Origin of the sequence: Neobacillus sp. 204, assembly GCF_046562815.1 — a bacterium.
Taxonomy (GTDB): Bacteria; Bacillota; Bacilli; order Bacillales; family Cytobacillaceae; genus Neobacillus.
The window spans coordinates 228,683-253,837 of sequence record NZ_JBJORY010000005.1 but is presented as its reverse complement, the minus strand read 5'-3'; the positions used below and the strand labels follow the sequence as shown (position 1 = coordinate 253,837).

Below are 25,155 nucleotides of genomic sequence, written 5' to 3'. Positions count from 1 at the left end.
ATATCTGCAACATCATACCATTTACTAGTATATTTCAGAAGTCTTAAAAAGGAAAATTGCTGAAGTAGTTAAGGAGAGAAAGTAACAGCGTGGTCCAACTAATAAAATTTCTCATTCTAAGAATAGCTTCCAAACTAATATAAATAGGATAGGTATGAATGTGATTCATTTGTTGGAGATACATGGATGTTTTTATGATCCAATGTGGGAGGAGGGATAAATTTGGAGGTCATTGGGAAAAGCGTCATTCGCAAGGAGGCACTGGATAAGGTATCAGGGAGGGCAAAATATACCCATGATTACCATTCCATTCCGATGCTGTCTGTCAAAATGGTCATAAGTCCTTATGGGCATGCCAAGATTGTAAACATTGACACATCAGAAGCATGGAAAATAGATGGGGTTAGAGCCATTCTTGCAGGGAAGGAGTATCCGTTAACGGGGGAATCAATCCGAGACCGACCACCTATAGCCTTTGACAAGGTACGATACCACGGTGAAACGGTTGCACTTGTTGTTGCCGATTCACCTGCACAGGCAAAAATGGCAGCCGATCTGATTAAGGTTCAATATGAATTACTTCCCGTCGTAAATTCACCGTCACAAGCATTTGAAAAAGGGGCACCGTTGGTCCATGAAAATTTAAGTAAATATAAAAAGGAGGATGACTCGCACCCGGTGCCTGACACCAACATTGCTTCACACGTTAAAATTCGGAAAGGAAATATGGAAAAAGGCTGGGCCGAAGCTGACACGGTGGTGGAAGCGAGTTTTTCGTTGGCTCCTTCTGATCATGCGGCAATGGAGACAAGATGTGCGTCAGCCGAAATTTTGCCCGATGGAAATATCATGATTACCACTTCTTCTCAAGCCCCATTTATGGTGAAAAGACTGATCGCTGATTACTTTGATGAGGATATGGGAAAGATTATTGTCCGAACGCCACTTGTTGGCGGTGCATATGGCGGAAAGGCCGCCGTTCAGCTTGAAGTTCTGGCCTATCTCGCTTCCAAGGCAGTTGGCGGAAAACCGGTGGAGATATTTAATACGAGAGAAGAAGATATCTTAACGTCCCCCTGTCATATCGGTTTAGATGCAAAAGTTAAACTAGGTGCCGACCGCAGCGGGAAAATAAAAGCAGCTGAAATACGTTATTTATGGGATGGCGGAGCTTATTCCGATAAAGCTGTCGACCTAACAAGGGCGGGAGCGGCCGATTGTACTGGACCTTACAATATTCAAAATGTCTGGTGTGATTCCTATGACATGTATACGAACCATCCCTATGCAGCCCCATTTAGAGGCTTTAGCCATTCCGAACTTTCCTTTGCGATCGAACGAACATTGGACTTACTTGCCCAAAAATTAAAAATGGACCCGCTTGACCTTCGCTATCTCAATGCGATAAAGCCAGGAAATACTACTCCAACAAGGGTTCGCTTAAACAAAAGTAATGTCGGCAACTTACAAAAGTGTATTGAAAGAGTAAGAGCTTTAATGAAATGGGATGAAGGGGCAGTTAAAGAAGTAAACGAAAGATTTGTTAGAGTGAAAGGTATTAGTTGCAGTTGGAAAACTTCGACCATTGATCCTAATGCCCCTTCGGGAGTGATATTAACCTTTAATCGAGACGGGAGTATCAATTTACTTTCAGGTGTAATTGAAATTGGAACAGGAACGAAGACAATCCTTGCTCAGATCCTTGCTGAAAAGCTGAAGATGGATGTGGATAAAATCCATGTTCGAATGGAAGTGGATACCCAAACAACACCAGAGCATTGGAAGACAGTTGCGAGCAGAGGAACATTTATGGCGGGCAGGGCGCTCCTCGAAGCGGCTGAGGATGTGATAAAGCAGTTAAAGGAGATCGCTTCAACCGTTTTAAGGGCATCAACAGAAGATCTTGAAGTCGCTAACAGTAGAGTCTTTTTAAGGGATGATCCTGTCATCGGAATTCCTTTTAAAGACATTTGTTATGGGTATCAATATCCCAATGGTAATTCGATTGGCGGGCAAATCATTGGCAGGGGAAACTATATCTTACGTCACTTAACCCATTTGGATCCTGAAACAGGAGCGGGTAAGCCAGGCCCTGAATGGACGGTTGCTGCTTACGGGGTTGAAATAGAATTTGATAAAAGAGATTATACCTATCGGCTTTTGAAGGCATGTACCGTTGTCGACATTGGACGCGTCTTAAATGAAAAAGCCGCATTGGGTCAGGTAATGGGAGCAATGAGCATGGGATTAGCTTTTGCAGGGCGGGAAACGTTTTATTTTGACGAACTTGGCAGGGTACTGAACCCTCAGCTGCGAACGTATCGGCCGCTTCGCTACGGGGAGAATCCCGAATATATAGTGGAATTCGTAGAAACACCGCAAATAGATGGTCCGTATGGGGCCCGCGGTGTAGGTGAGCATGGTTTAATGGGCATGCCTGCAGCACTTGGAAATGCTTTGTCAACTGCAGCAAGTGTTTCGCTTCACCATTTGCCCCTTATTCCAGAGTTGATTTGGAAAGCAAAGGAGGCGCAAAAATAATGCTTCCCTTTGATTTTGATTATTTTAAGCCAACTACATTGAAAGAGGCAGTCCACTTATATCAATATTTAGATCAGGGAGGAAAGCAACCGCAGTTCTTTTCAGGAGGCACGGAATTAATTACGCTGGGGAGAATAGATTTATCGTATACCGAAGCGGTTATTGATATTAAGGACATCCCCGAATGCAAGGTTATGCAAATTGGCGGTGACCATTTGCTGCTTGGCAGTACCCTCACTCTCACACAGATTGAAGAAGCAAATCTTTTTCCATTATTAACAAAAACAGCGAGTGAAGTGGCCGACCATACGGCACGAGGGAAAATTTCTTTAGGCGGGAATATCTGTGCACAAATTTTTTACCGAGAAGCGGTTTTACCATTTTTATTAGCAGATAGCCAAGTGTTAATTGTGGGACCTGAAGGAAAAAAGATGGTCCCGATTAATGAAATCTTTCACGAACAGCTTCAATTGAAAAAAGGGGAATTTCTCGTACAATTAGCAACAGAAACCCGGTTCATTTCAGCACCATTTGTTAGTATCAAGCGTCGGCAGCAATGGGATACAGGATACCCATTAATTACAATTGCCGCATTGAAATCGGGCCAGGAAATGCGCGTCGCTATCAGCGGCTTGTGCCCATTTCCGTTTCGTTCAAAGGAGTTAGAGGCTGCTTTAAATAATAGAGACCTACCAGTGGTGGCAAGAATTGATGAGTCCCTCGCCAAGTTACCAAAGCCAATTCTAGATGATGTTGAAGGTTCAGCACCATACAGGCTATTTGTTTTGCGGAATCTATTGTCAGATGTGTTGGCTGCTTTGGATACAACGGGTTCTTGAGATTGATAGATTATTTAAAGGAAGGTGGGGGAGAGGTGAAAACTCACACGATTAGGATAAACATCAATGGAGAAAAGCGGAATTTAATGGTGAGGTCAGGCGACACCCTTTTATATGCGATTCGAAATAATCTAGGATTAACAGGTTCGAAACCTGGCTGCTTAAACGGGGACTGCGGCGCATGTACGATTAATGTTGAAGGGTGGCCGATGAAATCATGTCTTATGCTGGCAGTTGAAGCGGATGGAAAAAAAGTAACGACCGTTGAGGGTTTAGAGAATACACCCATTCAGCAGGCTTTTGTTGAAAATTTTGCCTTCCAATGTGGCTATTGTACCCCTGGGTTTATTATGAACTGTCACTCATTAATTGAGCAGCATCCAGATGCAGATGATGACCTAATCAAGGAATGGCTGGAATCAAATATTTGTCGCTGTACGGGCTATGCAGAAATTGAAAAAGCAGTAAAATCAGTGCTGAGGAAAAATGAAAGTAGAAAATAACCAAAAGGATGCCTATTTATGGCACCCTTAGGAATCATTATTTTTTCTTCATCTGAAAATAAGTATCCAAGACACGCCGGCCTATTTTTAGATTCGCTCGGTTATCTTTTTTCCCCTGGTAAGCCCATGGTACAATAACCGCCATCGCAACTTCAGGATTCGAACTAGGGGCGTAGCTTATCAAGCTAAGGTTCATTACTGGAGGTGGCTCCTTACCAAATTGGTACCGCTCCGGTCCGTCATAAAAGGCCTCAGCTGTCCCTGTTTTACCTGCTGGAGAATAGGGTGCATTTCCGAAATATTTAAAGGCCGTGCCGCCCCTTTCTTGCATGACTTTTTTAAAACCTAATTGGACACGGTACATCCAATCCGATTTCATATCAATGGTATTTAGGACCGTTGGGGAGATTTCTTTTACGACAGCGCCGAGTTCACTCGTTCCTTCTTTTGGTTCGAGCATTTGTTTGACGACATGCGGCCGCATCCGGTATCCGCCATTTGCGATGGTTGAAGCGTATTGTGCTAACTGCATTGTAGAATAAGTATCATATTGTCCAATCACAAGGTCAAGCAAATATCCTGGGAGATGACTCTGACCTTTAAATCCAGATTGCTCATTCGGTAAATCAATACCTGTTCTTGTTCCAAGACCGAACGATGCAAACGAGTTTCGAATAGTATCAAAAGCCTTTGCGCTTATATTTAATGGTTTATCATATTGATAATGCCCGTTTCCAATTCTTATGGCTGTATGAAACATATAAACGTTGGATGATAATTTTAAGGCATTGATTTCATTTAATCTACCTAAGTAGGCATATGATTTTTTTAGAGGGGTGGCCTTGATTTTTAAACCGGCATCATCAAAAATCGTACCTGGAGCAATAGCGCCTGTTTTATATCCCGTCAAGATAGTTGCCCCCTTGACAGTGGAACCAACGTTATAAGTGGTGGTAAACGTACCGAGGGCGTCATCCTCCATTCCTACTTTGCCAGTTTGTTTATCACTAACTATTTTTTTACCAGACATAGCTAATACTTCGCCGGTTTTTGGGTTCATTAAGACTACATAAGCTCGGTCAGTTAGAGATGTTCCTGGAAATCTTTTCGCAGCCCAAAGCTCCTCTTCAATAATTCGATCCACCTTCATTTGCAAATCCATATCAATACTTAAGACAAGGTCTTTTCCTTTTTTTCCATTTGAAACGGGATGATTTTCGATCACATTGCCTGTTTTATCCGTTACATTTTTAACTCTTGATTTATAACCATGAAGGACATTCTCATATTGCCATTCTAGTTGACTTTTACCCACTCGGTCATTACGGCTGTAATCTCTTGCTAAAAAATATTCCAATTGATCGGCAGGCAGTCCTTCATCTGATTTAGTTACTTTTCCCAAGACTGACTTTAAAGTTCGGTCGAATGTGTAGGATCGCTCCCAGTCAGTAGTTGTATCCACCCCAGGAAGTGATTGAAGATTCTCGCTCACCACCGCCAATTCTTTAGCAGTAACGTCTTCATTCTTGATGATTTGGGTGGTAAACTTGTAGCCATTGTTGAACTCTTTAAATAGCGCAAGAACCTCTAGTCTGACTTTAGATACTTCATTTAATTCACTGGTTGTGATGCGCTCTAATTTTAACTGATATATATCGCTATCAGATAATTTTTTTGCATAGTATAACTCCATTTCCTTTTTGGTAATTTTGGCTTCAGCCCGCTCAGGATTAGTCAAAATCCAAAAATCACGTTTATCCCTATCTGTCACCTTATCTGTTTTTATAGTTATCAGTTTCGCTAATCTTTCTGCAGTTTCAAGCATAACTCTTTGGCTAAATCCTTCATTTGTGTAGGAAATGGCACTTTTAGGGACATTATCAACAATAATTCTATAATCGCGGTCAAGGATTCTTCCTCTTGGTACAGGAGTACTAATCGTTATATCTTCTTTTCTTGCTAAATCCCTTTTGAAATTTTCTCCATACACAATTTGCACAAAGCCAAGCCGTAGGATTAGCACAGAAAATAATAAAAAAACACTGAAAAATAGTATATTTAGGCGAAAGGGGTGGTTGGATTTTTTTTTATGCTGTTTTTCCAAATTTCCTGCACATCCTTTTTACAGAACAATCTGATTTACATACATATTCTGCCCATTCGTAAATGGCCGTATGATAATTATTCCAATTCTTTTTTGAATAAGTATTTAGGAATCGACACATTTCATTGTTTATAAATTTTTTGTCTATAAAAAAAATTCTAATTTTTTCCCATATTTGAAATTTTACTTTATAATCAAAAAGGGATGTGGTTGTTTTCTTGAACAAACATCTTTAGAAAAAAAATAAAGATTGATTAGGAGGTCTGTATATCGTGGAACAGAAAGTAATTGATCCAGTGGTACAAAAGGCATTAAAGCAATTTAAGGCTTTAGATGAAAAAATAACTCATTTTTCAAGCATCATCGGTTTAGCCGACTGGGATCAAAAGGTCATGGCACCGAAAAAAGGGCGGAATACCTTTGCCAAGGCAACGGGAACCCTTCGGACAGAAATTTTTAAACTCTCTGTTTCTCAAGAAATGGGCGACCTGCTATCAGAACTAACCCTCCCAGAAAACTTGGATTTATTAGATGAAGTGACAAGAGCAAAAGTTCGAGAATATAATCAGTACTACGAAAAATCGAAAAGCATTCCTGCTGATTTATTTCAGGAATACAGCATTTTAACAGCTCAGGCAAATGATGCCTGGGAAGAGGCGAGGGAAAAAAATGATTTTGCCCACTTCCTTCCATATTTAGAGAAAATCGTAGATTATAAGCGGAAATTTGCTGATATCTATGGGTATGAGGACCATCCTTACGATGCTCTCTTGGATGAGTTTGAACCGGGATTAACTGTGAAAAAACTAGATCCACTTTTTGCTAAATTAAGAGATTCAAGTGTTAAGCTATTAGAACGCATTCAACAAAATGGTAAGCGGACGAGGGCAGAACTATTTGCTCAATCGTTTACAGTTGAAAAGCAAAAAGAATTCAATCGCTATATCCTGCCTATTATTGGCTTTGACCTCGAGGCTGGCAGATTGGATGAAACGGTGCATCCTTTCGCTCAAACTGTAAATACAGGAGATGTACGATTAACAACTCGTTATTTAGAAAGAAATGTGAGATCTGCTTTATTTGGAACCATCCATGAGGCAGGGCATGGAATCTATGAGCAGCATATCAATCCTCAGTTTGAGGAGTCAGTTCTCCAAAGCGGGGCATCCTTCGGCATTCATGAATCTCAATCGAGATTTTTAGAAAATATGGTCGGCCGCAGTAAGGAATTCTGGAAATACTTCTACCCTAAATTGCAGGAGTATTTTCCAAAGCAACTCGAAAATATTTCTGTCGATGAATTTTATCGGGCCGTGAATACAGTGGAACCATCATTTATCCGTGTAGAAGCGGATGAATTAACGTATAATTTGCATATTATGCTTCGTTATGAGATTGAAAAAGCATTAATCAGCGGGGAGATTGAAGCGAAAGACCTGCCAGTTATTTGGAATCAGAAAATGCAGGATTATCTTGGTGTCACACCAAGTACGGACACTGAAGGGGTCTTGCAGGATGTTCATTGGTCCTTTGGAGGCATCGGTTATTTCCCGTCATATTCATTAGGAAATCTCTATGCAGCGCAAATCCTCCGTATGATTCAAAAAGATATGCCTGATTTCTATAATCATATTGAAAATGGGCGATTTGATCTGATTCAAGAATGGTTAAAAGAAAATGTCCATCAATATGGAAAGCTGTATACACCGAATGAGTTGATTGTAAAGGTAACTGGGGAAGAATTAAACGCTGAATATCTGGTTGAATATCTTGAGAAGAAATACTTAGAGGTTTACGGAATGTAAATGTAAGGTCATGGGGGATAAGTTTATTACAAACTTAAACTCGCATTGACATTTTAATGGAATTATAATAAAGTAATAGTAATTAAATATTTCCTTTTTAAAGGGGAGTAGCTGCTACAATAAAGTCGTCATTCCGAGGATTCACTTCTCCGGCTTTATTGGCAACATCGACGTTGTTAGCAAGACCTTTACTTTACTGTAAAGGTCTTTTTGTGTTCTCTTAGGCCTTTGCTGTAATCAGTAAAGGCCTATTTTTATGGCGTTAGGGAGTATTTTTGAAAAGAAACAACTTTTAAGGAGGAAATATTCATGGACATTACTCTTTTACTGGAATACGGCTGGGTGTTATTGATCTTGGTGGCATTAGAAGGTCTCTTAGCAGCAGACAACGCTTTAGTACTTGCGATTATGGTTAAACAACTACCAGAAGAAAAACGTAAGAAGGCATTATTTTATGGTTTAGCAGGAGCCTTTATATTCCGTTTTGCTTCCTTGTTTGTGATTTCGTTTCTTGTGGATGTATGGCAGGTTCAAGCTATTGGAGCTCTATATTTACTGTTTATGGCCGGTAATCATATATTCCGTAAGGTCATAAAAGGAAAGGCAGAAGAACAAGAGGAGAAGAAAGTATCAAAGAAAAGCAACTTTTGGGTGACTGTTTTGAAAGTTGAAATCGCGGACATTGCTTTTGCGGTTGATTCGATCCTTGCTGCTGTAGCGATGGCTGTTGCCTTACCAAACACACCACTTCCAAATATAGGTGGTCTGGATGGTGGTAAATTCTTAGTTATTTTTGCTGGTGGTATCATTGGGCTAATTATTATGCGCTTTGCTGCGAATCAGTTTGTCAAGCTTTTAGAAAAACGACCAGGTCTTGAAATTGCTGCCTTTACGATCGTAGGGTGGGTGGGTGTGAAACTTGCCGTTTATACGTTATCACATCCAATGTTATCTATTTTAAACGAGGATTTTGCGCATTCAACAGGATGGAAAATAAGCTTTTATGTGGTATTGGTAGGTATTGCTGCAGCAGGTTGGTTTTTTTCAAAAGAGAAGAGCACAAAACCAGTGAGAGAAGAGCCTGAAACATTTTAATTATTTTTTCCTAGGCAGTGTTAAAGGTTATTGTTGATTTTGCCACTCTGTTGATTGGAGCGGAAATCAACAGACATGTTTAACACAGCCTTTGCCTATTTTGAAAGGCAGACTTAACAAATCTGCCTTTTTTTATGATTGCTAACTAGGATAGTACTTTTTTGACATACTATTCAAAGGTAAAGTGATACTAAAGGTTGTAGAAGCTGGAACTAAGAGTATCATATCAATTAGAATCATAATTCCATTTTGCCAGAGAGGTTTGTTTGAATGAAATTAAAATCGTATCTTGTTATCGCCTTTATCATAAGTGTTGTTTCCATAATTGGCTTTAGTTTGATATCCTTATTCATAAGTGACCGAAAAATCATCCATTTTGATCGGATAATCATCAATAGTGTTCAAGGACTCGAAACGACGGATCTAACTAATGTAATGAAATTTTTTACGTTTATTGGTTCTGCCCCATTTGTCATTGTCCTTAGCCTTTTTCTTTTATTTTTCCTCTATAAAGTGCTGCATCATCGCTTAGAATTGATTTTATTTGTTGCAGCAATAACAGGGTCTGCGATATTAAATGGGATCTTAAAGAATTTTTTTCAAAGAGTACGCCCTGATTTTCATCGCTTAATTGAGATAGAAGGCTATAGTTTTCCAAGCGGTCATGCGATGAATGCATTTACGGTCTATGGAATTATTTCGTTTTTATTATGGCGGCATATTACTAGCAGTTTGGGAAGATGGATATTAATTTTCGTAAGTGTGGTAATGATTTTAGCCATTGGTATCAGCCGGATCTATTTAGGTGTCCATTACCCCAGTGATATCCTGGGCGGCTATTTTGCTAGCGGCTTTTGGCTTACAACAGCGATTTTATCTTTCCAATATTATCAAGAAAAACGTTATAATAGGAATAAAAAGCAGGAAAAAGAAATTGCGTAATTATTTTAAACGTATGGAGTGATACATATTATCAGAAACAGTATTCCTAATCTATTTACCATTTCAAATTTATTTTTTGGATATTTATCCATTATGTATTCCGCCCTGGGGGATTATAAAAATGCAGCCATCCTAATTTTGATAGGGATGATGCTTGACAGCATGGATGGCAGGATAGCCAGGATGTTACATGTGGATAGTGAATTGGGGAAAGAACTTGACTCGTTAGCGGATGTGGTTACATTTGGTGTGGCACCTGCTATGATGGCTTATTATTCCTATTTCTCTGACTTTGGCATTGCAGGGATGGCTATTTCAGGGTTATTCCCTTTATTTGGAGCCTACCGATTAGCGCGGTTTAATATTAATGCCGTCAAATCTTCAAAAAAGTATTTTACCGGTGTGCCAATAACTGCAGGGGGAGGCTTGTTAACTCTGCTTACTCTATTCCAGGGGAAAATGCCAGAGATCATTCTTCCAATTGCCTTTTTTATTATTTGCTATTTGATGGTTAGTACGATAAAAATTCCTAGCCTGAAAGATGTTCCACTACCGAAATATGGAATTTTGGTTACGCTTTTCCTAGGGTACGCGATCTACCTCGTCTTTAAAAAAGAACAGCACCGCTTCCCATATTTCATATATGTCGCGATTCCACTATATGTGGCGTTTATCATCTTCCAATTAATAAGAAATAAAAGAAAAAGTAATGGTGGAATAAAAAAATAAAAAAAGGGTGTCAGGTACCATGTGAAAATTTCACATGGTGCCTGACACCTATTTTTGTTTCTAATTACATTCCAAATGACATGACCCATATGGATCCTGCGACGGTTACGAAGGCGATGAAGAAGCCGTAAACGACGTTGATGATTTGGGATTTGCCGTCTTCTCCTTCGTTCATGTGCATGAACATATATAGTTGAAGCGCAGCCTGGATTATAGCTAAGGAACCGATAATCCAGAGGATCGTTTTAAAAGGAAGATTGGTTTTTAGTGCCACACCGAGTGCTGCAAAGGTTAGTACTAGTGACATGATAAAACCTAATACGTGTGTAAGTGGAAACCCTTTTGTATTTTTAGCCATTTATGCCACCATCCTTGCTAAATACACAAATGTGAATATAAAGATCCAAACAACATCTAAAAAGTGCCAATAAAGGCCGATAATAAATGTTTTACGGGCAGTTACAGGTGTTAAACCTCGTTTTAAAATTTGGATAATCACCATAGTGGCCCAGCCAATCCCCATGCTCACGTGCAGTCCATGTGTACCTAGTAAAACAAAGAAACTAGATAGAAAGGCACTTGTTTGCATTGTTGCGCCTTCGTGGACATAATGAATAAATTCCGTAATCTCCATGAACACGAAGCCGGCTCCTAGCAGGAGGGTAATAATGAACCATAATAATAGACCATTACGGTTATGGCGGCGCATCTCATAGATTGCTAGACCGCATGTAAAACTACTTGTTAATAAAAGGATCGTTTCAATCATGACATCTTTGATTTCAAAAAGGTCCTTTGGTGTTGGACCACCAGCATATCTCGCATTTAGTACAGAAAAGACCGCAAAGAGAGTACCAAAGAGGATAATCTCCGCTCCTAAGAAAATCCAGAACCCGAGAATATTCATCCGGTTTTGTTCCGTTTGATATTCGAGTGGTAAGGCTGTGTTCACATTAGCTGACATGGCTGTTCCCCCCTTTTTCGACGTTACGCCATGCTTTTTCCGTCTCTTTTATTTCGTCAACAGAAACATGGAAGCCATCGTTATAATCGAATGAACGAATGATTAAGCCAATAATTATTCCTACAGTGGCTATAAGAGCCGCAATTTTCCATTCAAAGACAAGGAAGAAACCAGCGATGCCAAAGATAGCACCCATATAAATTGGTAAGCCGGAATTACTTGGCATATGGATCTCTGTAATTTCGTCGTCTTTTAGTGTTAATCCTTCGTTATTCTTTTTCATATACCAGAAGGAATCAACAGATTTTACTTCAGGTAGTTTTGCAAAATTATAGAATGGAGGCGGTGAAGCAGTAGCCCATTCTAGGGTTCTTGCATTCCATGGGTCGTTTGAAATATTGCGGTCTGCATAGCGTGCGCTCCAATAAATGTTATAGCAAAGGGCACCAAACCCGATCGCTAAAATGACAGCACCAATCGTAGATAACATGAATAATGGTGCATAGCCTGATTCAGCCGAGTAGGTGTATGAACGGCGAACTGCACCGTCTAATCCAAGGAAGAACATTGGCATAAAGGTTAAGTTAAATCCAATCGTAAAGAACCAGAAATGAATTTTTCCGATTTTTTCATTGAGCATATGGCCGAACATTTTTGGCCACCAGTAATATAATCCTGCAAATACCGCAAACACAACCCCAGGAATTAACACATAGTGGAAGTGAGCGACAAGGAATAGGGTGTTATGGTATTGATAGTCGGCAGCTCCCATTGCGAGCATGACCCCAGTTACACCACCGATGATAAAGCAAGGAATAAACGCAAGCGCCCAGAGCATCGCAGTGCTAAACTCGATTCGACCTTTTCTCATCGTGAATAACCAGTTAAACATTTTGACACCCGTTGGAATGGCAATCATCATTGTCGTAATCGAGAAGACAGAGTTGACTCCTGGTCCAGCTCCCATTGTGAAGAAGTGGTGGACCCAAACAAGCATACTTAAAAACGCAATACCAACAATGGAGAATACCATTGATTTATATCCAAACAACATTTTTCTGGAGAAGGTGGAAATAACCTCAGAGAACATTCCAAACGCAGGAAGAACAACGATATAAACTTCAGGGTGACCCCATAACCAGAAAAGGTTAGCCCACATCATATCCATTCCTCCACCGCTTAAGGTGAAGAAGTGCGTCCCAAAGATCCGGTCAAATGTCATTAATGCAAGAGCTACAGTGAAAATAGGAAAGGATGCTACAATAATGACTGACGCAATAAAGGAAGTCCAAGTAAACATTGGCATTTTCATTAATGTCATGCCTTTTGTTCTCATTTTTAAAATTGTAACAATAAAGTTAATTCCCGTCATCAGGGTACCAATCCCGGCAATTTGCAGGGCAATTGCGTAATAGTTATTCCCGATTCCAGGCGTAAACTCTTTACCTGCAAGAGGGAAGTACGCAGTCCAACCAGCATCTGGAGAACCACCAATAACAAACGAAATATTAAACAACATCGCACCACTAAAGAACAACCAAAAGCTAAGAGCGTTAAGTTGTGGGAAGGCCACGTCACGAGCACCAATTTGCAGCGGAATCACCACGTTCATTAAACCAATTAATAATGGCATTGCTGCAAAGAGAATCATGATAACACCATGTGTTGTAAAAATTTCATTGTAATGCTGTGCATCTAAAAATTTCATCTCTGGTCGAGATGTTTGAGCCTTCATTAAAAGCCCATCTACTCCGCCTCGGAAAAACATCAGCACACCAGAAAGGATATACATGATCCCAATTCGTTTATGATCGACAGTTGTCAACCATTCTCTCCAAAGCCATTTCCATTTCTTTAAATAGGTAACTCCAGCTACAATGCCTATCATCGTTAAGAGAATAGCAATCTGTGAACCTAGTATTAATGGGTTGCCGACGATAAAAAAGTCATGCCAATTAATGCCCATTGTGTTCACCTCCATCAGAATTTTCGTCCGTGTTCATTCCATCCATGTCCATAGAATTCCCAGTTGTTTCTTTTTCTTTAAAAATCTTTCCTTTTACGCCATGTACTTCATATAATTCAGGGTTTGTATACGTTTTTGAATTCATATCTGCATGGTTGACCCAGACTAGATGAGTACCAACGAATGTCTCACGTCCTAAGTGTGTAGGCTTAAGTAGTTCAACGTATTTCTTTTCCGTTAACTTAGGCGCAGTATCTTTGACTTCATTTACCCATTTTTCAAAGGCTTGCGGGGATTTTGCTTCGACTGTAAATTCCATCTCAGCATAACCCTTGCCGTTAAAGTTTGTATTTCTTCCTAAAAATTCTCCAGGTTTGTCAGCGGTAAGGTACAACTCTGTCTCCATCTTATTCATGGTATACTTTTGACCGCCTAAAGCAGGAACCCAGAAGGATTGCATTGTGCCAGCAGAGGTTAATTTAAACTGTACCGGAGTACCAGCAGGTATGTTCACATAGTTCACAGTTTCGATTCCTTGCTCAGGATAGCTAAAAATCCATTTCCAATCGGCGGAAGTCACATTGATGGTAATTGGTTTTTTATTTTCATACCCGGCAGGTACTTTTTCTAGTTTATAGATTGTTTTAACAGTAGGAATTGTTAAAGCAATAACAATAAGAATAGGAATCACAGTCCAAATTATTTCTAATTTTGTGCTTCCATGTTCTTCAGGAGGCTGATAATCTGCATTTTCAGGTTTAGCACGATATTTCCATATGATATATCCAAATAAACCAAATACCACGACAACCACTAGCAGCATAAAAATAAGTGACCAGTTAATCAAATCAAGAATATCACGTGCTGCAGGTCCTTTTGGATCAAAGACGACCATTTTTGAACAGCCGCTTAAAAGTAGAATTGGTAATAAAGCTAACAGTGGAAATAAGTAGCTTTTTTTAAACATGTATATATCTCCCTTCCATAATGTACACTTTTAAGATTATAATCGTGAAATCTTTCACAAACAAGATAAAACTATTTTCCTTTCTGTTTTTTACTGAATTAAATATGTTTATATTAATTATTATTTAATATTAATTAGTCTTTTTGTTTTTTCTCAAAACCTATATTAACAATATTGCTGTGATGATAATATAGGTTTTTGGATTAAATTGTGACAAATTTGTTAAGGATTTAATATCCAATGCGAGGGAAAATAAGGGAAGTTGATTTTATAAAAAATCTAACTATGTTTTTGTTGTCACAAATCTTTTAATTGTCTATTTTAGATAAAAAGTGGGATAATACGTAGGAATACATAGATAGAGGAGAGCAAAAAATGAAGGTAAAAGTTAATCGTAATGCAGCTAAAGCGTTGAAAAAAATGTTAGAACAAGAAGAAGCACAAGGAAAACTATACCGAGTTTATGTCACAAGTATTCATGGGGACCACGCCCATTATGATTTAATGCTGGATACGCCAACAGAAAACGATGTAGTGGTTACAAGCGATAAAGAAATTGATTTTATTCTTGATAAAAATGAACCTGCCTTAAATAGTATCTGGATCCAATATTTCCAATTACCGAAAGAAGAATGGTTAATTACTAACCCTACAATGGGCGTCCACCATCACCATTAATAGAACAAAAAAACGCTTGTTAAATGTGACTGGCGTTTTTTTATTGTAAATATTTTCTTAAAACTTGAAAAAGTTAGTAAATTTTTCATATAATCCTATTATTGTGATTCATAACCAATTATGAGTTTCTACACAAAAGGAGATTACATATGATTCGACGTTTTTTTTCTTATTATCGACCCCATAAGAGGCTGTTTATTTTAGATTTTGTCAGTGCAGTCATAGTAGCAGCCCTTGAATTAGCCTTCCCGCTTGCAATGCAATGGTTCATTGATAAATTACTTCCGAATGGAGATTGGAAAGCGATTGTTTCTGTCAGCATTGGTCTATTTCTGGTTTATTTACTAAGTACGTTTCTGCAATTCATTGTGAATTACTGGGGACATAAGCTCGGGATTAATATCGAAACGGATATGAGGCAGGAATTGTTTGAACATGTCCAGAAGCAATCCTTTCGTTTTTTTGATAATACGAAAACAGGTCATATAATGAGCAGAATTACCAATGATTTATTTGATCTTGGCGAACTTGCCCACCACGGTCCAGAGGATGTTTTTATCACAATCATGACTTTTGTTGGCGCATTCTGGATCATGTTGACGATAAATGTGAAACTCGCGTTTGTTTCGATTTTAGTGCTTCCATTTTTGATGTTACTAGTAGTTGTCTGTAATTTAAAAATGAATAAGGCATGGGGGCACATGTACACAAGCATTGCAGACGTCAATGCTCGTGTCGAGGATAGTGTTTCCGGCAGTCGCGTGGTTCAATCCTTTACAAATGAAGAATTTGAGATTGCTAGATTCCAAAAGAATAATCAGACCTACCGCGGCGCAAAGTTAGGCGGATATCGTGTCATGTCTTTTAGTATTTCGGGTATTTACATGATGACAAGGCTAATTACCATTATCGTTCTTGTTTATGGATCATGGTTGAGTTTTACTGGCCAACTCACCTATGGGGCACTGGTCGGTTTTATTCTCTATGTGAATGTCTTATTGAAACCTGTGGATAAAATTAGTGCAATCATGGAGCTTTATCCAAAGGGGATGGCAGGTTTCAAACGATTTATTGAAGTAATTGATGCAGAGCCAGACGTGAAGGATACAGAGAATGCGGTGGATATAGGATCACTTAATGGAAATATCATCTTTGATAACGTATCCTTTTGCTACGATAATCATAAATCCGTCCTTGATCATGTTAATTTGAACATTCTTGCCGGGGAGACTGTGGCTTTTGTCGGCCCATCTGGGGCGGGCAAAACAACCATGTGCTCCCTGATACCAAGATTTTACGATGTGAATGGTGGAGGCATATATATCGATGGACTTGATATCCGGAACATGACTAAAAAGTCGTTGCGGTCACAAATCGGTATCGTTCAGCAGGATGTGTTTCTGTTTACTGGAACACTAAGAGAAAATATTGCTTATGGAAAACTGGATGCATCCGATGAGGAAATTGCAGAGGCAGCGAGAAGGGCTCATTTGGAACAATTTATAGCTTCCTTGCCTGAAGGCTACAACACACAAATCGGTGAACGAGGATTGAAGCTCTCAGGTGGTCAGAAGCAGCGCCTGGCAATTGCTCGTATGTTTTTAAAAAACCCGCCCATTTTAATATTGGATGAAGCCACTTCAGCTCTTGATACGGAAACAGAATTGATTATCCAAGAAGCATTGACAGAACTTGCTGAAAACAGGACCACACTTATTATTGTCCATAGGCTCGCAACCATACGTAATGCTGACCGTATCATTGTGGTGACGGAGGAGGGGATCGCTGAAGAAGGCCGCCATGATGAGTTAATTGAACAAGGAGGCATTTTTGCCAACCTTCATCGTGTTCAGTATCAACAATAAATATCCAAGGACCCTACGACAAATTCGAAGGGTTCTCTTTTTTTGTTAACTATAAAAACATTATGTAAACTAAAATGTTTGATTAGTATTTAGTGATGGTGTTAATCTAGTAATGGGAAAAATATGAAGGGAGCACGTTATACATATGGAAAATTTTAAAAATGATGTTGAAATTAAATTAGTTGCACTCGATATGGATGGTACTCTTTTAAATAATAAAGGACAGGTTTCAGAAGGAAATCGCCAAGCCATTAAAGCGGCTAAGGACAAAGGAATATTTGTAGTTTTAAGCACAGGACGTTCGCTGCTGACAAGTAGAGAGCATGCTGACTCATTGGAATTAGATTCGTATTTAGTAACGGTTAATGGAAGTGAAATTTGGGATGATAAACGTGAATTAGTGGAAAGGAATTTGGTAAAGTCAGAACATATAGAGTGGATGTGGAATTTAACGCAGCAGCATAATACAAAGTTTTGGGCAATTAGTACGGAACGAAATTGGCATAATGAAATGCCAGAAGACCTACATTCACTCGAATGGATGAAATTTGGTTTCAATATCGATGATGACGAAACAAGAGCGCTTATCATGAAGGAATTACAGGAAAAAGGTGAATTTGAACTTAGCAATTCAACCTTGAAGAATATCGAAGTTAATTCAGCTGGAATTAATAAAGCCAAAGGTCTTGAAATTGTTTGCAACAGGCTTGGATTGGAAATGAAAAATGTGATGGCAGTTGGAGATAGTCTCAATGATTTGGCGATGATCAAGGCATCCGGATTAGGAATCGCAATGGGAAATGCTCAAGACATTGTTAAAGAGTCTGCTGATTGGGTTACAGTGACGAACGAAGAAGATGGTGTCGCAAAAGCAATCCAGAAATGGGTCTTAGATAATAGCTGATTCAGAGAAAAAATTTTTTTGAAAGTTGGCTAGTATAGCATAAAAAAAAATGGGTAAAAATAATTAGGCAAGTCAATTTGCAATTTACATGTAATTGTTACATGCTAGGAGGCTACAAAGAATGGAACATGGTAAAGTAAAATGGTTTAACGGTGAAAAAGGTTTTGGATTCATTGAGCGCGAAGGTGGAGAAGATGTGTTTGTTCACTTTTCTGCTATTCAAGGCGAAGGATACAAAACATTAGACGAAGGTCAAGAGGTAACGTTTGAAATTGAAAGTGGCCAACGTGGACCACAAGCAGTAAACGTCCGTAAATCATAATGACCCGCCGATAAACAGACCCAGCGAATGGGTCTGTTTTTTTAGTTTCTACTGAAAAATGAAAAGGAGTTGGATTGACCGAGAAGGATAATAAATAATCCGCAGGGTAAATGATAGAGCAATTCACTAAAAAAACCCCCTCTGCGATTTAGCACAAAGGGGTTTAACTAACTAATTATTTATTTCCTTCACTCTGCCAACTTGCCCATCCGTGAGCCTAACCTTTATACCATGAGGATGAAAACTGGACTTGGTTAATATATCCTTGACGGTACCCTCTGTTAGTTTCCCGCTTCTTTGATCCGCTTTAAGGACTATTTTGACAAGAGCACCTGGGGAAATATCGGCTCGATTTTGACCGCTAGACACCCATTTTTCTCCGTGAATTACTTACTTTTTTCGTTTGCTGGCTTTGCAGCTTTTTAGTGGCCATAGAAGCGCTTCCGCCTACATTTCCGCCAGCGGATTTGTTTTTCTTATTTTGCAGCTGTAGTTTCATCGCCTCTTGCAGACTAATTTTCTTCTTCGTTTCTTCATTTGTATTTGTTTGATTTGAATCAGTCATAAAAAATCCTCCTATAAAAGTGTTAAGTCCATTATATGCTATTTTCATCTAAATTAAAATTTAAGTATTTATTCAAAAGATAATCAGGCAAGTTGCCACTATTATTTATAAAGTCATATTTATTTCATATTTTTTAAAATTTTCCAACAATTGATATGATAGAATAAACAAAGGGACGTCCGATAATGGGTAAATGCGGATGGAGCAGCCGTTTGGGTGAAATATCACTTTAAATCAGAGCAAGGCGTTAAGAACATGGCACCAGAACTTGCCGGGAAACTAGCCGGAGATAACCCTGATTACCATACGGAAGATTTATTTAATGCAATTGAGAAGGGAGATTTCCCTGCTTGGAGATTGCATCTTCAAATCATGCCATTTGAAGATGCTGATACGTATCGCTTCGATCCATTTGATGTCACAAAAGTATGGTCACATAAGGACTACCCGTTAATCGAGGTAGGACGGATGGTTCTCAACCGTAATCCTGAGAACTACTTTGCTAAAGTTGAGCAGGCCACATTCTCACCGGGAACAATGGTCCCTGGTGTCGAGGCTTCACCAGATAAAATGCTTCAAGGCCGACTTTTTGCTTATTCAGATGCCCACCGCTATCGTGTAGGTCCAAATCATAACTTGCTGCCAATTAACCGTCCGAAAGTGGAGGTTAATAACTATCAACGTGATGGCGCGATGCGTTCCGATCAAAACGGCGGCGGCTCTGTTTATTATGAGCCCAATAGTTTTGGCGGACCAAAGGAAGAACCTAATCATAAACAAACAGCCTTCCAGGTTACTGGGGTTGCTGAACAGGTGGCCTATGATCATAACGACCACTATTCACAAGCCGGTGACCTCTATCGATTAATGTCTAAAGAAGAGCGTGCCCGCCTAATTGAAACAGTTGTAGGTGCAATGAAGCCGATAGAGAGAGAGGACATTAAGCTTCGCCAAATCCAGCATTTCTACAAAGCAGACCCAGAATATGGTGAAAAAGTAGCCAAAGGGTTGAATTTAGCCATCCCTCAAGAGGTAAAGTAACCTTAAAAACTAGTAAAAGGCCGTTCATTAACGTGAGCGGCCTTTTTGAATCTAAGTAAGCGGAGTAATCGTTAGTTTTTTGAATGATTTAGTCGAATTATTTATGCAGGATTTAAGAGCAAGGATTAGAATTATATTAATATGATAATTCAAAAGGGGGATTAGAATGAGTATCCAAGTAATCGAAAAAGAAGAGATAAAAGTTGTTGGAATTTCATGGAATGGAACCTATTCACAAATCAGTGCACTCCCGAGTTTATTTAAGGAGATGCTAAATCGATTGGAAGAGGTATCTTATCAAACGAACGAACCTGTTTTAATTGCACCTTTTCATAGTAGAGAAACAGAAGTTACTTATTATGTGACAACACCCGTTGAAAAAATTGAGGAAGTTCCAGATGGAATGGTTGGGTTTACGATTCCAAGTAAAAATTATGTTTGCGCTACCCATAAAGGAAGCCATGACGAAGTAGAAAATACATATAAACGAATTTTTTCATGGATGGACGAATATGGGTATGAACAAGATCACAACGCATTAAGTATTGAGGTATACAAGGAAGATAATAAACATCTTATAGAGAATGGCGAGCTCCATTTTGATATTTACTTGCCAGTCAAGACTTATAAATAAGAGGTCTGTTAAAGCTTAGCGTATTGATTTCTAGTTTAGGGCATACTATTTAGTGCAAAATCCTTTACTATTAGAATCAAGTATCATAACATATAAATATATATTCGAATAATTTCCTTCGGGGTCAGGTGAAATTCCTAACCGGCGGTGATGAAGCCATGCTTCTTAGTCCGTGACCCGGTTAACATTTGTTTGTTAAGCGGTGGATCTGGTGAAACTCCAGGGCCGACAGTTAAAGTCTGGATGGGAGAAGGAAAAGACGGGATTAACTGTAGGTGAAGTATGCCTATTTTTAAGCCTTTATTTTCTATTGTCTTATACAGGACCCTGAGGACGTTTGTCTTCAGGGTCTTTCTTATTTTTTAGAGTAAGCATTAAAGGGAAACATAGTTAGGAGAAGGAACGATATGTTTACTGGAATTATTGAAGAAATAGGCGTAGTCGCAAACATCCAGCGGACTGGCGAGTCGTTTGTGTTAACCATTGAAGCGAAAAAAATACTGAATGATGTCCATCTTGGCGACAGTATTGCCGTTAATGGGGTCTGTCTAACGGTTACATCTTTTACTGGTAAACTATTTACGGTAGATGTAATGCCAGAGACGGTCAGAGCCAGCAGTCTAAACATGGTAAAACGTGGTTCCAAAGTAAATCTTGAGCGGGCGATGGCGGCAGGAGGAAGATTTGGCGGTCATTTCGTCTCAGGACATATTGATGGTACAGGGGTAATAAAAAGTAAACAATCTCTTGAAAATGCTATTTACTATGAAATTGAAGCAGAGCAGGAGTTATTAAGGTATGTAATCTTAAGAGGATCCATTGCAGTGGATGGGACAAGCTTAACTGTATTTGCAGTATCGGAAAACAGTTTTACATTATCGATTATCCCACATACATTGTCTGAGTCGATTTTAGGACTTAAAGGTTCCGGAGATATTGTTAATATAGAATGCGATATGATTGGTAAATATGTGGGACATATGATCAAAAACTTGTCGACTGATCCTGGGCAAAAAAGTTCCAAAGGGATAACTGCTGAATTTTTAGAAAAGAATGGCTTTTTTTAAATAAGGTGAGTTAATTTTCTAGCATTAAAAACAATCGAAAGGAGAGAGGAAACGTGTTTAATACAATTGATGAAGCCCTTTCTGACTTGAAAAAAGGGAAAGTTGTCATTGTCTGTGATGATGAGAACCGGGAGAATGAAGGGGATTTTCTTGCCCTTGCTGAAAAGGCAACGCCGGAAGTGATCAATTTGATGGCGACACACGGAAGAGGTTTAATCTGCGTCCCGATTGAGGAAGATTTAGCTCGAAAGCTGGATTTATCTCCAATGGTTTCCAATAATACGGATCCACACGGAACAGCTTTTACCGTAAGCATCGATCACAAGTTTTCGACGACAGGCATTTCAGCGTTTGAACGTTCGGCAACGGTGATGAGTCTGGTTGACCAGGATTCGAAAGCATCTGATTTTATACGACCAGGTCATATGTTTCCGCTTATTGCTAAAAAAGGGGGAGTCCTACGGAGAACAGGGCATACTGAAGCAGCCGTAGATCTTGCCAAATTATGCGGTGCCAAGCCTGCTGGGGTCATTTGTGAAATTATGAAGGAGGACGGAACGATGGCGCGCGTCCCTGAACTTCAAAAAATTGCTGAAAAGATGAACCTAAAAATGATTACAATCAAGGACTTAGTTGAATATCGAGTGAAAAAGGAAAACTTGGTTAAACGGGGAGTTTAATTAAAAAACTCAAAAACTATTGATGGAGGCATACTCATGGGAAATATTTTTGAAGGAAATTTAGTTGGATCTGGATTAAAGATAGGAATTGTAGTTGGACGTTTTAATGAATTCATTACAAGTAAATTATTAAGCGGGGCACAGGATGCACTTAAGAGACATGGAGTGAGTGAGGAGGATGTGGATCTTGCTTGGGTACCAGGTGCATTTGAGATTTCATTAATCGCGCAAAAAATGGCTAATAGCAAAAAATATGATGCAGTGATCACACTAGGAACCGTCATTCGCGGATCAACTCCACATTTTGACTTTGTTTGTAATGAAGTGGCAAAGGGTGTTTCTGCAATCAATCTAAAAAGTGGCATTCCGGTTATTTTTGGAGTTTTAACAACCGATTCCATTGAACAGGCAATAGAGCGGGCTGGTACAAAGGCAGGTAACAAAGGTTGGGATGCCGCAACAGCTGCAATTGAAATGGCAAATTTATGCAGAAGTATTGATCAATAAATTATTGTAAAAAAACATATACAAATCATTCCACTTTTTCTATAATTAATTTAACAAAAAATATTTTTAAAATTAGGTGCTAAAATCTTGTCAGTAGATTTTAAGCTTAAAAGGGAAGTTGGTATAAGCCAACGCGGTCCCGCCACTGTAAATGAGAGCAACCTATATTGTGTCACTGTCGAATACGATGGGAAGGCATAGGAAGCGATGACCATGAGCCAGGAAACCTGCCTAATTCTTGTGCGCCAATAAACCTACGAGGATAGGAAGGTGTTGAAGGCTAGACTCTTTTTACTTAATACTAGTAACCTGAATCTAATCACACCAACATCTCCATTACATTGTGGAGATGTTTTTTTGTTTTTATCCAACTAATCTTGTTTAGCACAAGACAGATTTATTTTTTGTTACGTAGATGATATTTCACAGAAAGCAGGGAGAAAAATGAAAAAGTTGTATTCATTGCTGTTAGTAGTATTATTGACAGTAGGAGTTCTAGCAGGTTGTGCTGAAAAGAAAGACCAGGTTAACGAAGACAATAAATCCAGCGTTGAAAAGAAAACGGCGGAGATTACATATCCCCTAACGATTACAGATGCAACCCAAACCAAAGTTATTATCGAAAAGAAACCTGAAAAGATCGTTTCTCTTATCCCAAGTAATACTGAAATTGCTTTTGCATTAGGTCTCGATAAAGAAGTGGTGGGCGTGTCTGATTTCGATAATTATCCGGAGTCTGCAACAAAAAAGGAAAAAGTCGGCGGTCAAGAAATTAACTTAGAAAAAATCATTTCCTTAAAGCCTGATTTAGTGTTAGCCCATGCCTCTTCTGCGCACAACTCTGAGGCGGGACTCCAGCAGCTAAAAGATGCTGGGATTACAGTTTTAGTTGTTAATGATGCTCAAAATTTTGACCAAGTCTATGATTCCATTGATATGATTGGAAAAGCTACCGGTGAAACTGCGAAAGCAGATGAGATGATCACAGGGATGAAGGCTAAATTGGCCGAAATTAAAGCAAAGGCTGCGGGAATAAAAGAAAAGAAAAAGGTATTTGTGGAGGTTTCACCTGCTCCAGAAATTTATACACCAGGAAAGAATACTTTTATGGATCAGATGCTTAGTGTCATTAATGCAGAAAATATCGCAAATGATCAAGAAGGCTGGATTAAAATTGATCAAGAGGCAATGATTAAACGTAATCCAGATGTTATCGTTACTACATACGGGTACTATGTGAAAAATCCGGCGGAGCAAGTTTTAAGCAGAAAAGGCTGGGAAACAGTCAACGCTGTAAAAAATAAGCAAGTAGTCGATGTGAATTCTGATCGCGTTACTCGCTCAGGCCCTAGGATTATTGAAGGAGTAGAAGATCTTGCGAAGGCTGTCTATCCTGAAGTTTTTAAATAATAAGTATCTTGCCTATATTATAGCGGGGATTTTCCTAGTTCTTTCTATCTTATTAGGTATTTCAATTGGAACGGTGTCCGTTCCAATCTTTACCATTATTAAGATTATCACTGCTAAGTTATTTGGGGTTATCTCATTGGAAACAATTGACCCCATGTATTCGAGTATTGTCCTAAATATTCGTTTACCTCGAGTGATATTATCAGGTCTTGTCGGGGCTTCTCTTGCTATTGCAGGGGCAGCCTTTCAAGGTTTGCTCAGAAACCCGTTAGCAGACCCTTATACATTAGGAGTATCCTCCGGCGCGTCGGTGGGTGCTGTGTTGACGTTATTTTTCCAGCTTTCGATTCCTTTCATAGGTTCCTTCACTTTACCATTGCTTAGCATCCTATTTTCTTTTTTTACTATCTTTCTAGTCCTTATGTTTGCAAGTAAAATTGAGCGCTCCCTTCGAGTGGAAACGATTATTTTAACAGGTATTATTTTTAGTTCCTTTTTAGGAGCCATTATTTCACTCATGATTGCGCTGACAGGGGATGAGCTCCGGCAAATTATTGGCTGGCTTTTGGGAAGTGTATCCATGCGAGGCTGGGATTACATAAAAATCATTTTACCATTTTTTATCATTGGCTCAGGTCTGCTAATGTTTAATGCCAAAGAACTAAATGCTATGTCGTTTGGAGAAGAACGAGCACAGCTTTTAGGGGTCAATGTTCAAAAAAGAAAACTGCTTATCTTAACAGCGGGCTCTATCTTAACTGGCGCAGCGGTTGCGGTGTCAGGCACCATTGGTTTTGTCGGTTTGGTGATTCCCCATCTTTCGAGATTATTATGGGGGCCTGATCATCGGCATCTCCTGCCGTTATCGATCATAACAGGAAGTGGTTTTTTAATTTTAGCTGATTTGATTTCAAGAACAATCATTTCTCCTACTGAATTACCTATCGGTGTAATTACTGCTTTAATTGGAGCGCCGGTTTTTGCAATAATCCTGCTACAAAGAAAAAGGACGGAAAGAAGTGGTTAA

The 25,155-nt window shown here is 39.2% G+C and carries 23 protein-coding genes, 2 pseudogenes and 2 riboswitches; of the genes and pseudogenes, 18 read left to right on the top strand and 7 right to left on the bottom strand.

The annotated features are described in order from the left end of the window. The first annotated feature begins 222 nt into the window (after positions 1-222). From ACJ004_RS12635 to ACJ004_RS12625, 3 genes are read left to right on the top strand one after another with little or no spacing between them, the layout of a single operon-like run. On the top strand, positions 223-2,541 hold the full coding sequence (locus tag ACJ004_RS12635; RefSeq protein ID WP_410893370.1) for a xanthine dehydrogenase family protein molybdopterin-binding subunit: 2,319 nt from the start codon (positions 223-225) through the stop codon (positions 2,539-2,541). After that, positions 2,541-3,380, top strand: coding sequence for an FAD binding domain-containing protein (locus ACJ004_RS12630; RefSeq protein ID WP_410893369.1), 840 nt, complete (start codon positions 2,541-2,543; stop codon positions 3,378-3,380). The genes ACJ004_RS12635 and ACJ004_RS12630 overlap by 1 nt, the downstream gene beginning before the upstream one ends. A gap of 35 nt (positions 3,381-3,415) precedes the next feature. Further along, on the top strand, positions 3,416-3,883 hold the full coding sequence (locus ACJ004_RS12625; protein WP_410893367.1) for a (2Fe-2S)-binding protein: 468 nt from the start codon (positions 3,416-3,418) through the stop codon (positions 3,881-3,883). Positions 3,884-3,920: 37 nt separating this feature from the next. Here ACJ004_RS12625 and ACJ004_RS12620 read toward each other — a convergent pair whose 3' ends face one another. After that, positions 3,921-5,987 carry a peptidoglycan D,D-transpeptidase FtsI family protein gene (locus ACJ004_RS12620; RefSeq protein ID WP_410893365.1) on the bottom strand — a complete coding sequence of 689 codons (2,067 nt, stop codon included), beginning with the start codon at positions 5,985-5,987 and terminating at the stop codon, positions 3,921-3,923. 272 nt (positions 5,988-6,259) lie between these two features. Between ACJ004_RS12620 and ACJ004_RS12615 the strand changes: the two genes are divergently transcribed. From ACJ004_RS12615 to pssA, 4 genes are all read left to right on the top strand, one after another. Continuing rightward, positions 6,260-7,792 carry a carboxypeptidase M32 gene (locus tag ACJ004_RS12615; protein ID WP_410893363.1) on the top strand — a complete coding sequence of 511 codons (1,533 nt, stop codon included), beginning with the start codon at positions 6,260-6,262 and terminating at the stop codon, positions 7,790-7,792. Between the two features lie 309 nt (positions 7,793-8,101). Next, positions 8,102-8,887 (top strand): TerC family protein, encoded by a 786-nt coding sequence (locus ACJ004_RS12610; RefSeq protein ID WP_410893361.1) that lies wholly within the window; start codon positions 8,102-8,104, stop codon positions 8,885-8,887. A gap of 270 nt (positions 8,888-9,157) precedes the next feature. Further along, positions 9,158-9,829 carry a phosphatase PAP2 family protein gene (locus ACJ004_RS12605; RefSeq protein WP_410893360.1) on the top strand — a complete coding sequence of 224 codons (672 nt, stop codon included), beginning with the start codon at positions 9,158-9,160 and terminating at the stop codon, positions 9,827-9,829. 18 nt (positions 9,830-9,847) lie between these two features. Beyond that, positions 9,848-10,558, top strand: a complete 711-nt coding sequence (gene pssA / locus ACJ004_RS12600) for a CDP-diacylglycerol--serine O-phosphatidyltransferase (protein WP_410893359.1) — start codon at positions 9,848-9,850, stop codon at positions 10,556-10,558. Positions 10,559-10,622: 64 nt separating this feature from the next. On the opposite strand, the gene qoxD is transcribed toward pssA, so the two are convergent. From qoxD to qoxA, 4 genes are read right to left on the bottom strand one after another with little or no spacing between them, the layout of a single operon-like run. Then, complete coding sequence (gene qoxD / locus ACJ004_RS12595; protein WP_410893357.1) at positions 10,623-10,916, bottom strand: cytochrome aa3 quinol oxidase subunit IV; 294 nt, start codon at positions 10,914-10,916, stop codon at positions 10,623-10,625. Further along, positions 10,917-11,522 carry a cytochrome aa3 quinol oxidase subunit III gene (gene qoxC, locus ACJ004_RS12590; RefSeq protein ID WP_410893356.1) on the bottom strand — a complete coding sequence of 202 codons (606 nt, stop codon included), beginning with the start codon at positions 11,520-11,522 and terminating at the stop codon, positions 10,917-10,919. Next, positions 11,512-13,488, bottom strand: coding sequence for a cytochrome aa3 quinol oxidase subunit I (qoxB, locus tag ACJ004_RS12585; protein WP_410893354.1), 1,977 nt, complete (start codon positions 13,486-13,488; stop codon positions 11,512-11,514). Before qoxB ends, qoxC begins: the two co-directional genes overlap by 11 nt. After that, a complete protein-coding gene (qoxA, locus tag ACJ004_RS12580; RefSeq protein WP_410893353.1) occupies positions 13,478-14,455 on the bottom strand; it encodes a cytochrome aa3 quinol oxidase subunit II in 978 nt (325 codons plus the stop codon). Before qoxA ends, qoxB begins: the two co-directional genes overlap by 11 nt. A gap of 375 nt (positions 14,456-14,830) precedes the next feature. Here qoxA and ACJ004_RS12575 point away from each other — a divergent pair, with 375 nt between their 5' ends. The 4 genes from ACJ004_RS12575 to ACJ004_RS12560 all read left to right on the top strand — a co-directional run bounded on the left by ACJ004_RS12575 (position 14,831) and on the right by ACJ004_RS12560 (position 18,224). After that, on the top strand, positions 14,831-15,133 hold the full coding sequence (locus tag ACJ004_RS12575) for an iron-sulfur cluster assembly accessory protein (protein WP_410893351.1): 303 nt from the start codon (positions 14,831-14,833) through the stop codon (positions 15,131-15,133). A gap of 149 nt (positions 15,134-15,282) precedes the next feature. After that, positions 15,283-16,998 (top strand): ABC transporter ATP-binding protein, encoded by a 1,716-nt coding sequence (locus ACJ004_RS12570; protein ID WP_410893350.1) that lies wholly within the window; start codon positions 15,283-15,285, stop codon positions 16,996-16,998. Positions 16,999-17,143: 145 nt separating this feature from the next. Then, positions 17,144-17,902, top strand: coding sequence for a Cof-type HAD-IIB family hydrolase (locus ACJ004_RS12565; protein WP_410893349.1), 759 nt, complete (start codon positions 17,144-17,146; stop codon positions 17,900-17,902). Between the two features lie 121 nt (positions 17,903-18,023). Then, positions 18,024-18,224, top strand: a complete 201-nt coding sequence (locus tag ACJ004_RS12560; protein ID WP_218346505.1) for a cold-shock protein — start codon at positions 18,024-18,026, stop codon at positions 18,222-18,224. Between the two features lie 171 nt (positions 18,225-18,395). Here the strand turns inward: ACJ004_RS12560 and ACJ004_RS12555 are convergent, their stop codons facing one another. Both ACJ004_RS12555 and ACJ004_RS12550 read right to left on the bottom strand, forming a co-directional pair. After that, entirely contained in the window at positions 18,396-18,593 is a 198-nt protein-coding gene (locus ACJ004_RS12555) for a YwbE family protein (RefSeq protein WP_410893348.1), read from the bottom strand. Beyond that, complete coding sequence (locus tag ACJ004_RS12550) at positions 18,586-18,789, bottom strand: hypothetical protein (protein WP_410893347.1); 204 nt, start codon at positions 18,787-18,789, stop codon at positions 18,586-18,588. Before ACJ004_RS12550 ends, ACJ004_RS12555 begins: the two co-directional genes overlap by 8 nt. 186 nt (positions 18,790-18,975) lie before the next feature. Here ACJ004_RS12550 and ACJ004_RS12545 point away from each other — a divergent pair. From ACJ004_RS12545 to ACJ004_RS12515, 7 genes and pseudogenes are all read left to right on the top strand, one after another. Continuing rightward, a pseudogene (locus ACJ004_RS12545) lies at positions 18,976-19,830 on the top strand (catalase); the annotation flags it as partial. Between the two features lie 166 nt (positions 19,831-19,996). Further along, positions 19,997-20,464, top strand: coding sequence for a GyrI-like domain-containing protein (locus ACJ004_RS12540; protein WP_410893346.1), 468 nt, complete (start codon positions 19,997-19,999; stop codon positions 20,462-20,464). A gap of 110 nt (positions 20,465-20,574) precedes the next feature. Continuing rightward, a riboswitch (FMN riboswitch) is annotated at positions 20,575-20,723 on the top strand. 148 nt (positions 20,724-20,871) lie between these two features. Then, complete coding sequence (ribE, locus tag ACJ004_RS12535) at positions 20,872-21,531, top strand: riboflavin synthase (protein WP_410893345.1); 660 nt, start codon at positions 20,872-20,874, stop codon at positions 21,529-21,531. Between the two features lie 53 nt (positions 21,532-21,584). Continuing rightward, positions 21,585-22,208: pseudogene (gene ribB, locus ACJ004_RS12530) on the top strand (3,4-dihydroxy-2-butanone-4-phosphate synthase); the annotation flags it as partial. Positions 22,209-22,247: 39 nt separating this feature from the next. Further along, positions 22,248-22,718, top strand: a complete 471-nt coding sequence (gene ribH / locus ACJ004_RS12525) for a 6,7-dimethyl-8-ribityllumazine synthase (protein ID WP_410893343.1) — start codon at positions 22,248-22,250, stop codon at positions 22,716-22,718. 57 nt (positions 22,719-22,775) lie between these two features. Continuing rightward, positions 22,776-22,967, top strand: a riboswitch (cobalamin riboswitch). A 195-nt stretch (positions 22,968-23,162) separates the two neighbouring features. Beyond that, the gene (locus ACJ004_RS12520) at positions 23,163-24,128 is read left to right on the top strand and encodes an ABC transporter substrate-binding protein (protein ID WP_410893342.1); all 966 of its coding nucleotides are present in this window, start codon (positions 23,163-23,165) and stop codon (positions 24,126-24,128) included. Further along, on the top strand, positions 24,094-25,155 hold the full coding sequence (locus ACJ004_RS12515; RefSeq protein ID WP_410893340.1) for a FecCD family ABC transporter permease: 1,062 nt from the start codon (positions 24,094-24,096) through the stop codon (positions 25,153-25,155). The genes ACJ004_RS12520 and ACJ004_RS12515 overlap by 35 nt, the downstream gene beginning before the upstream one ends.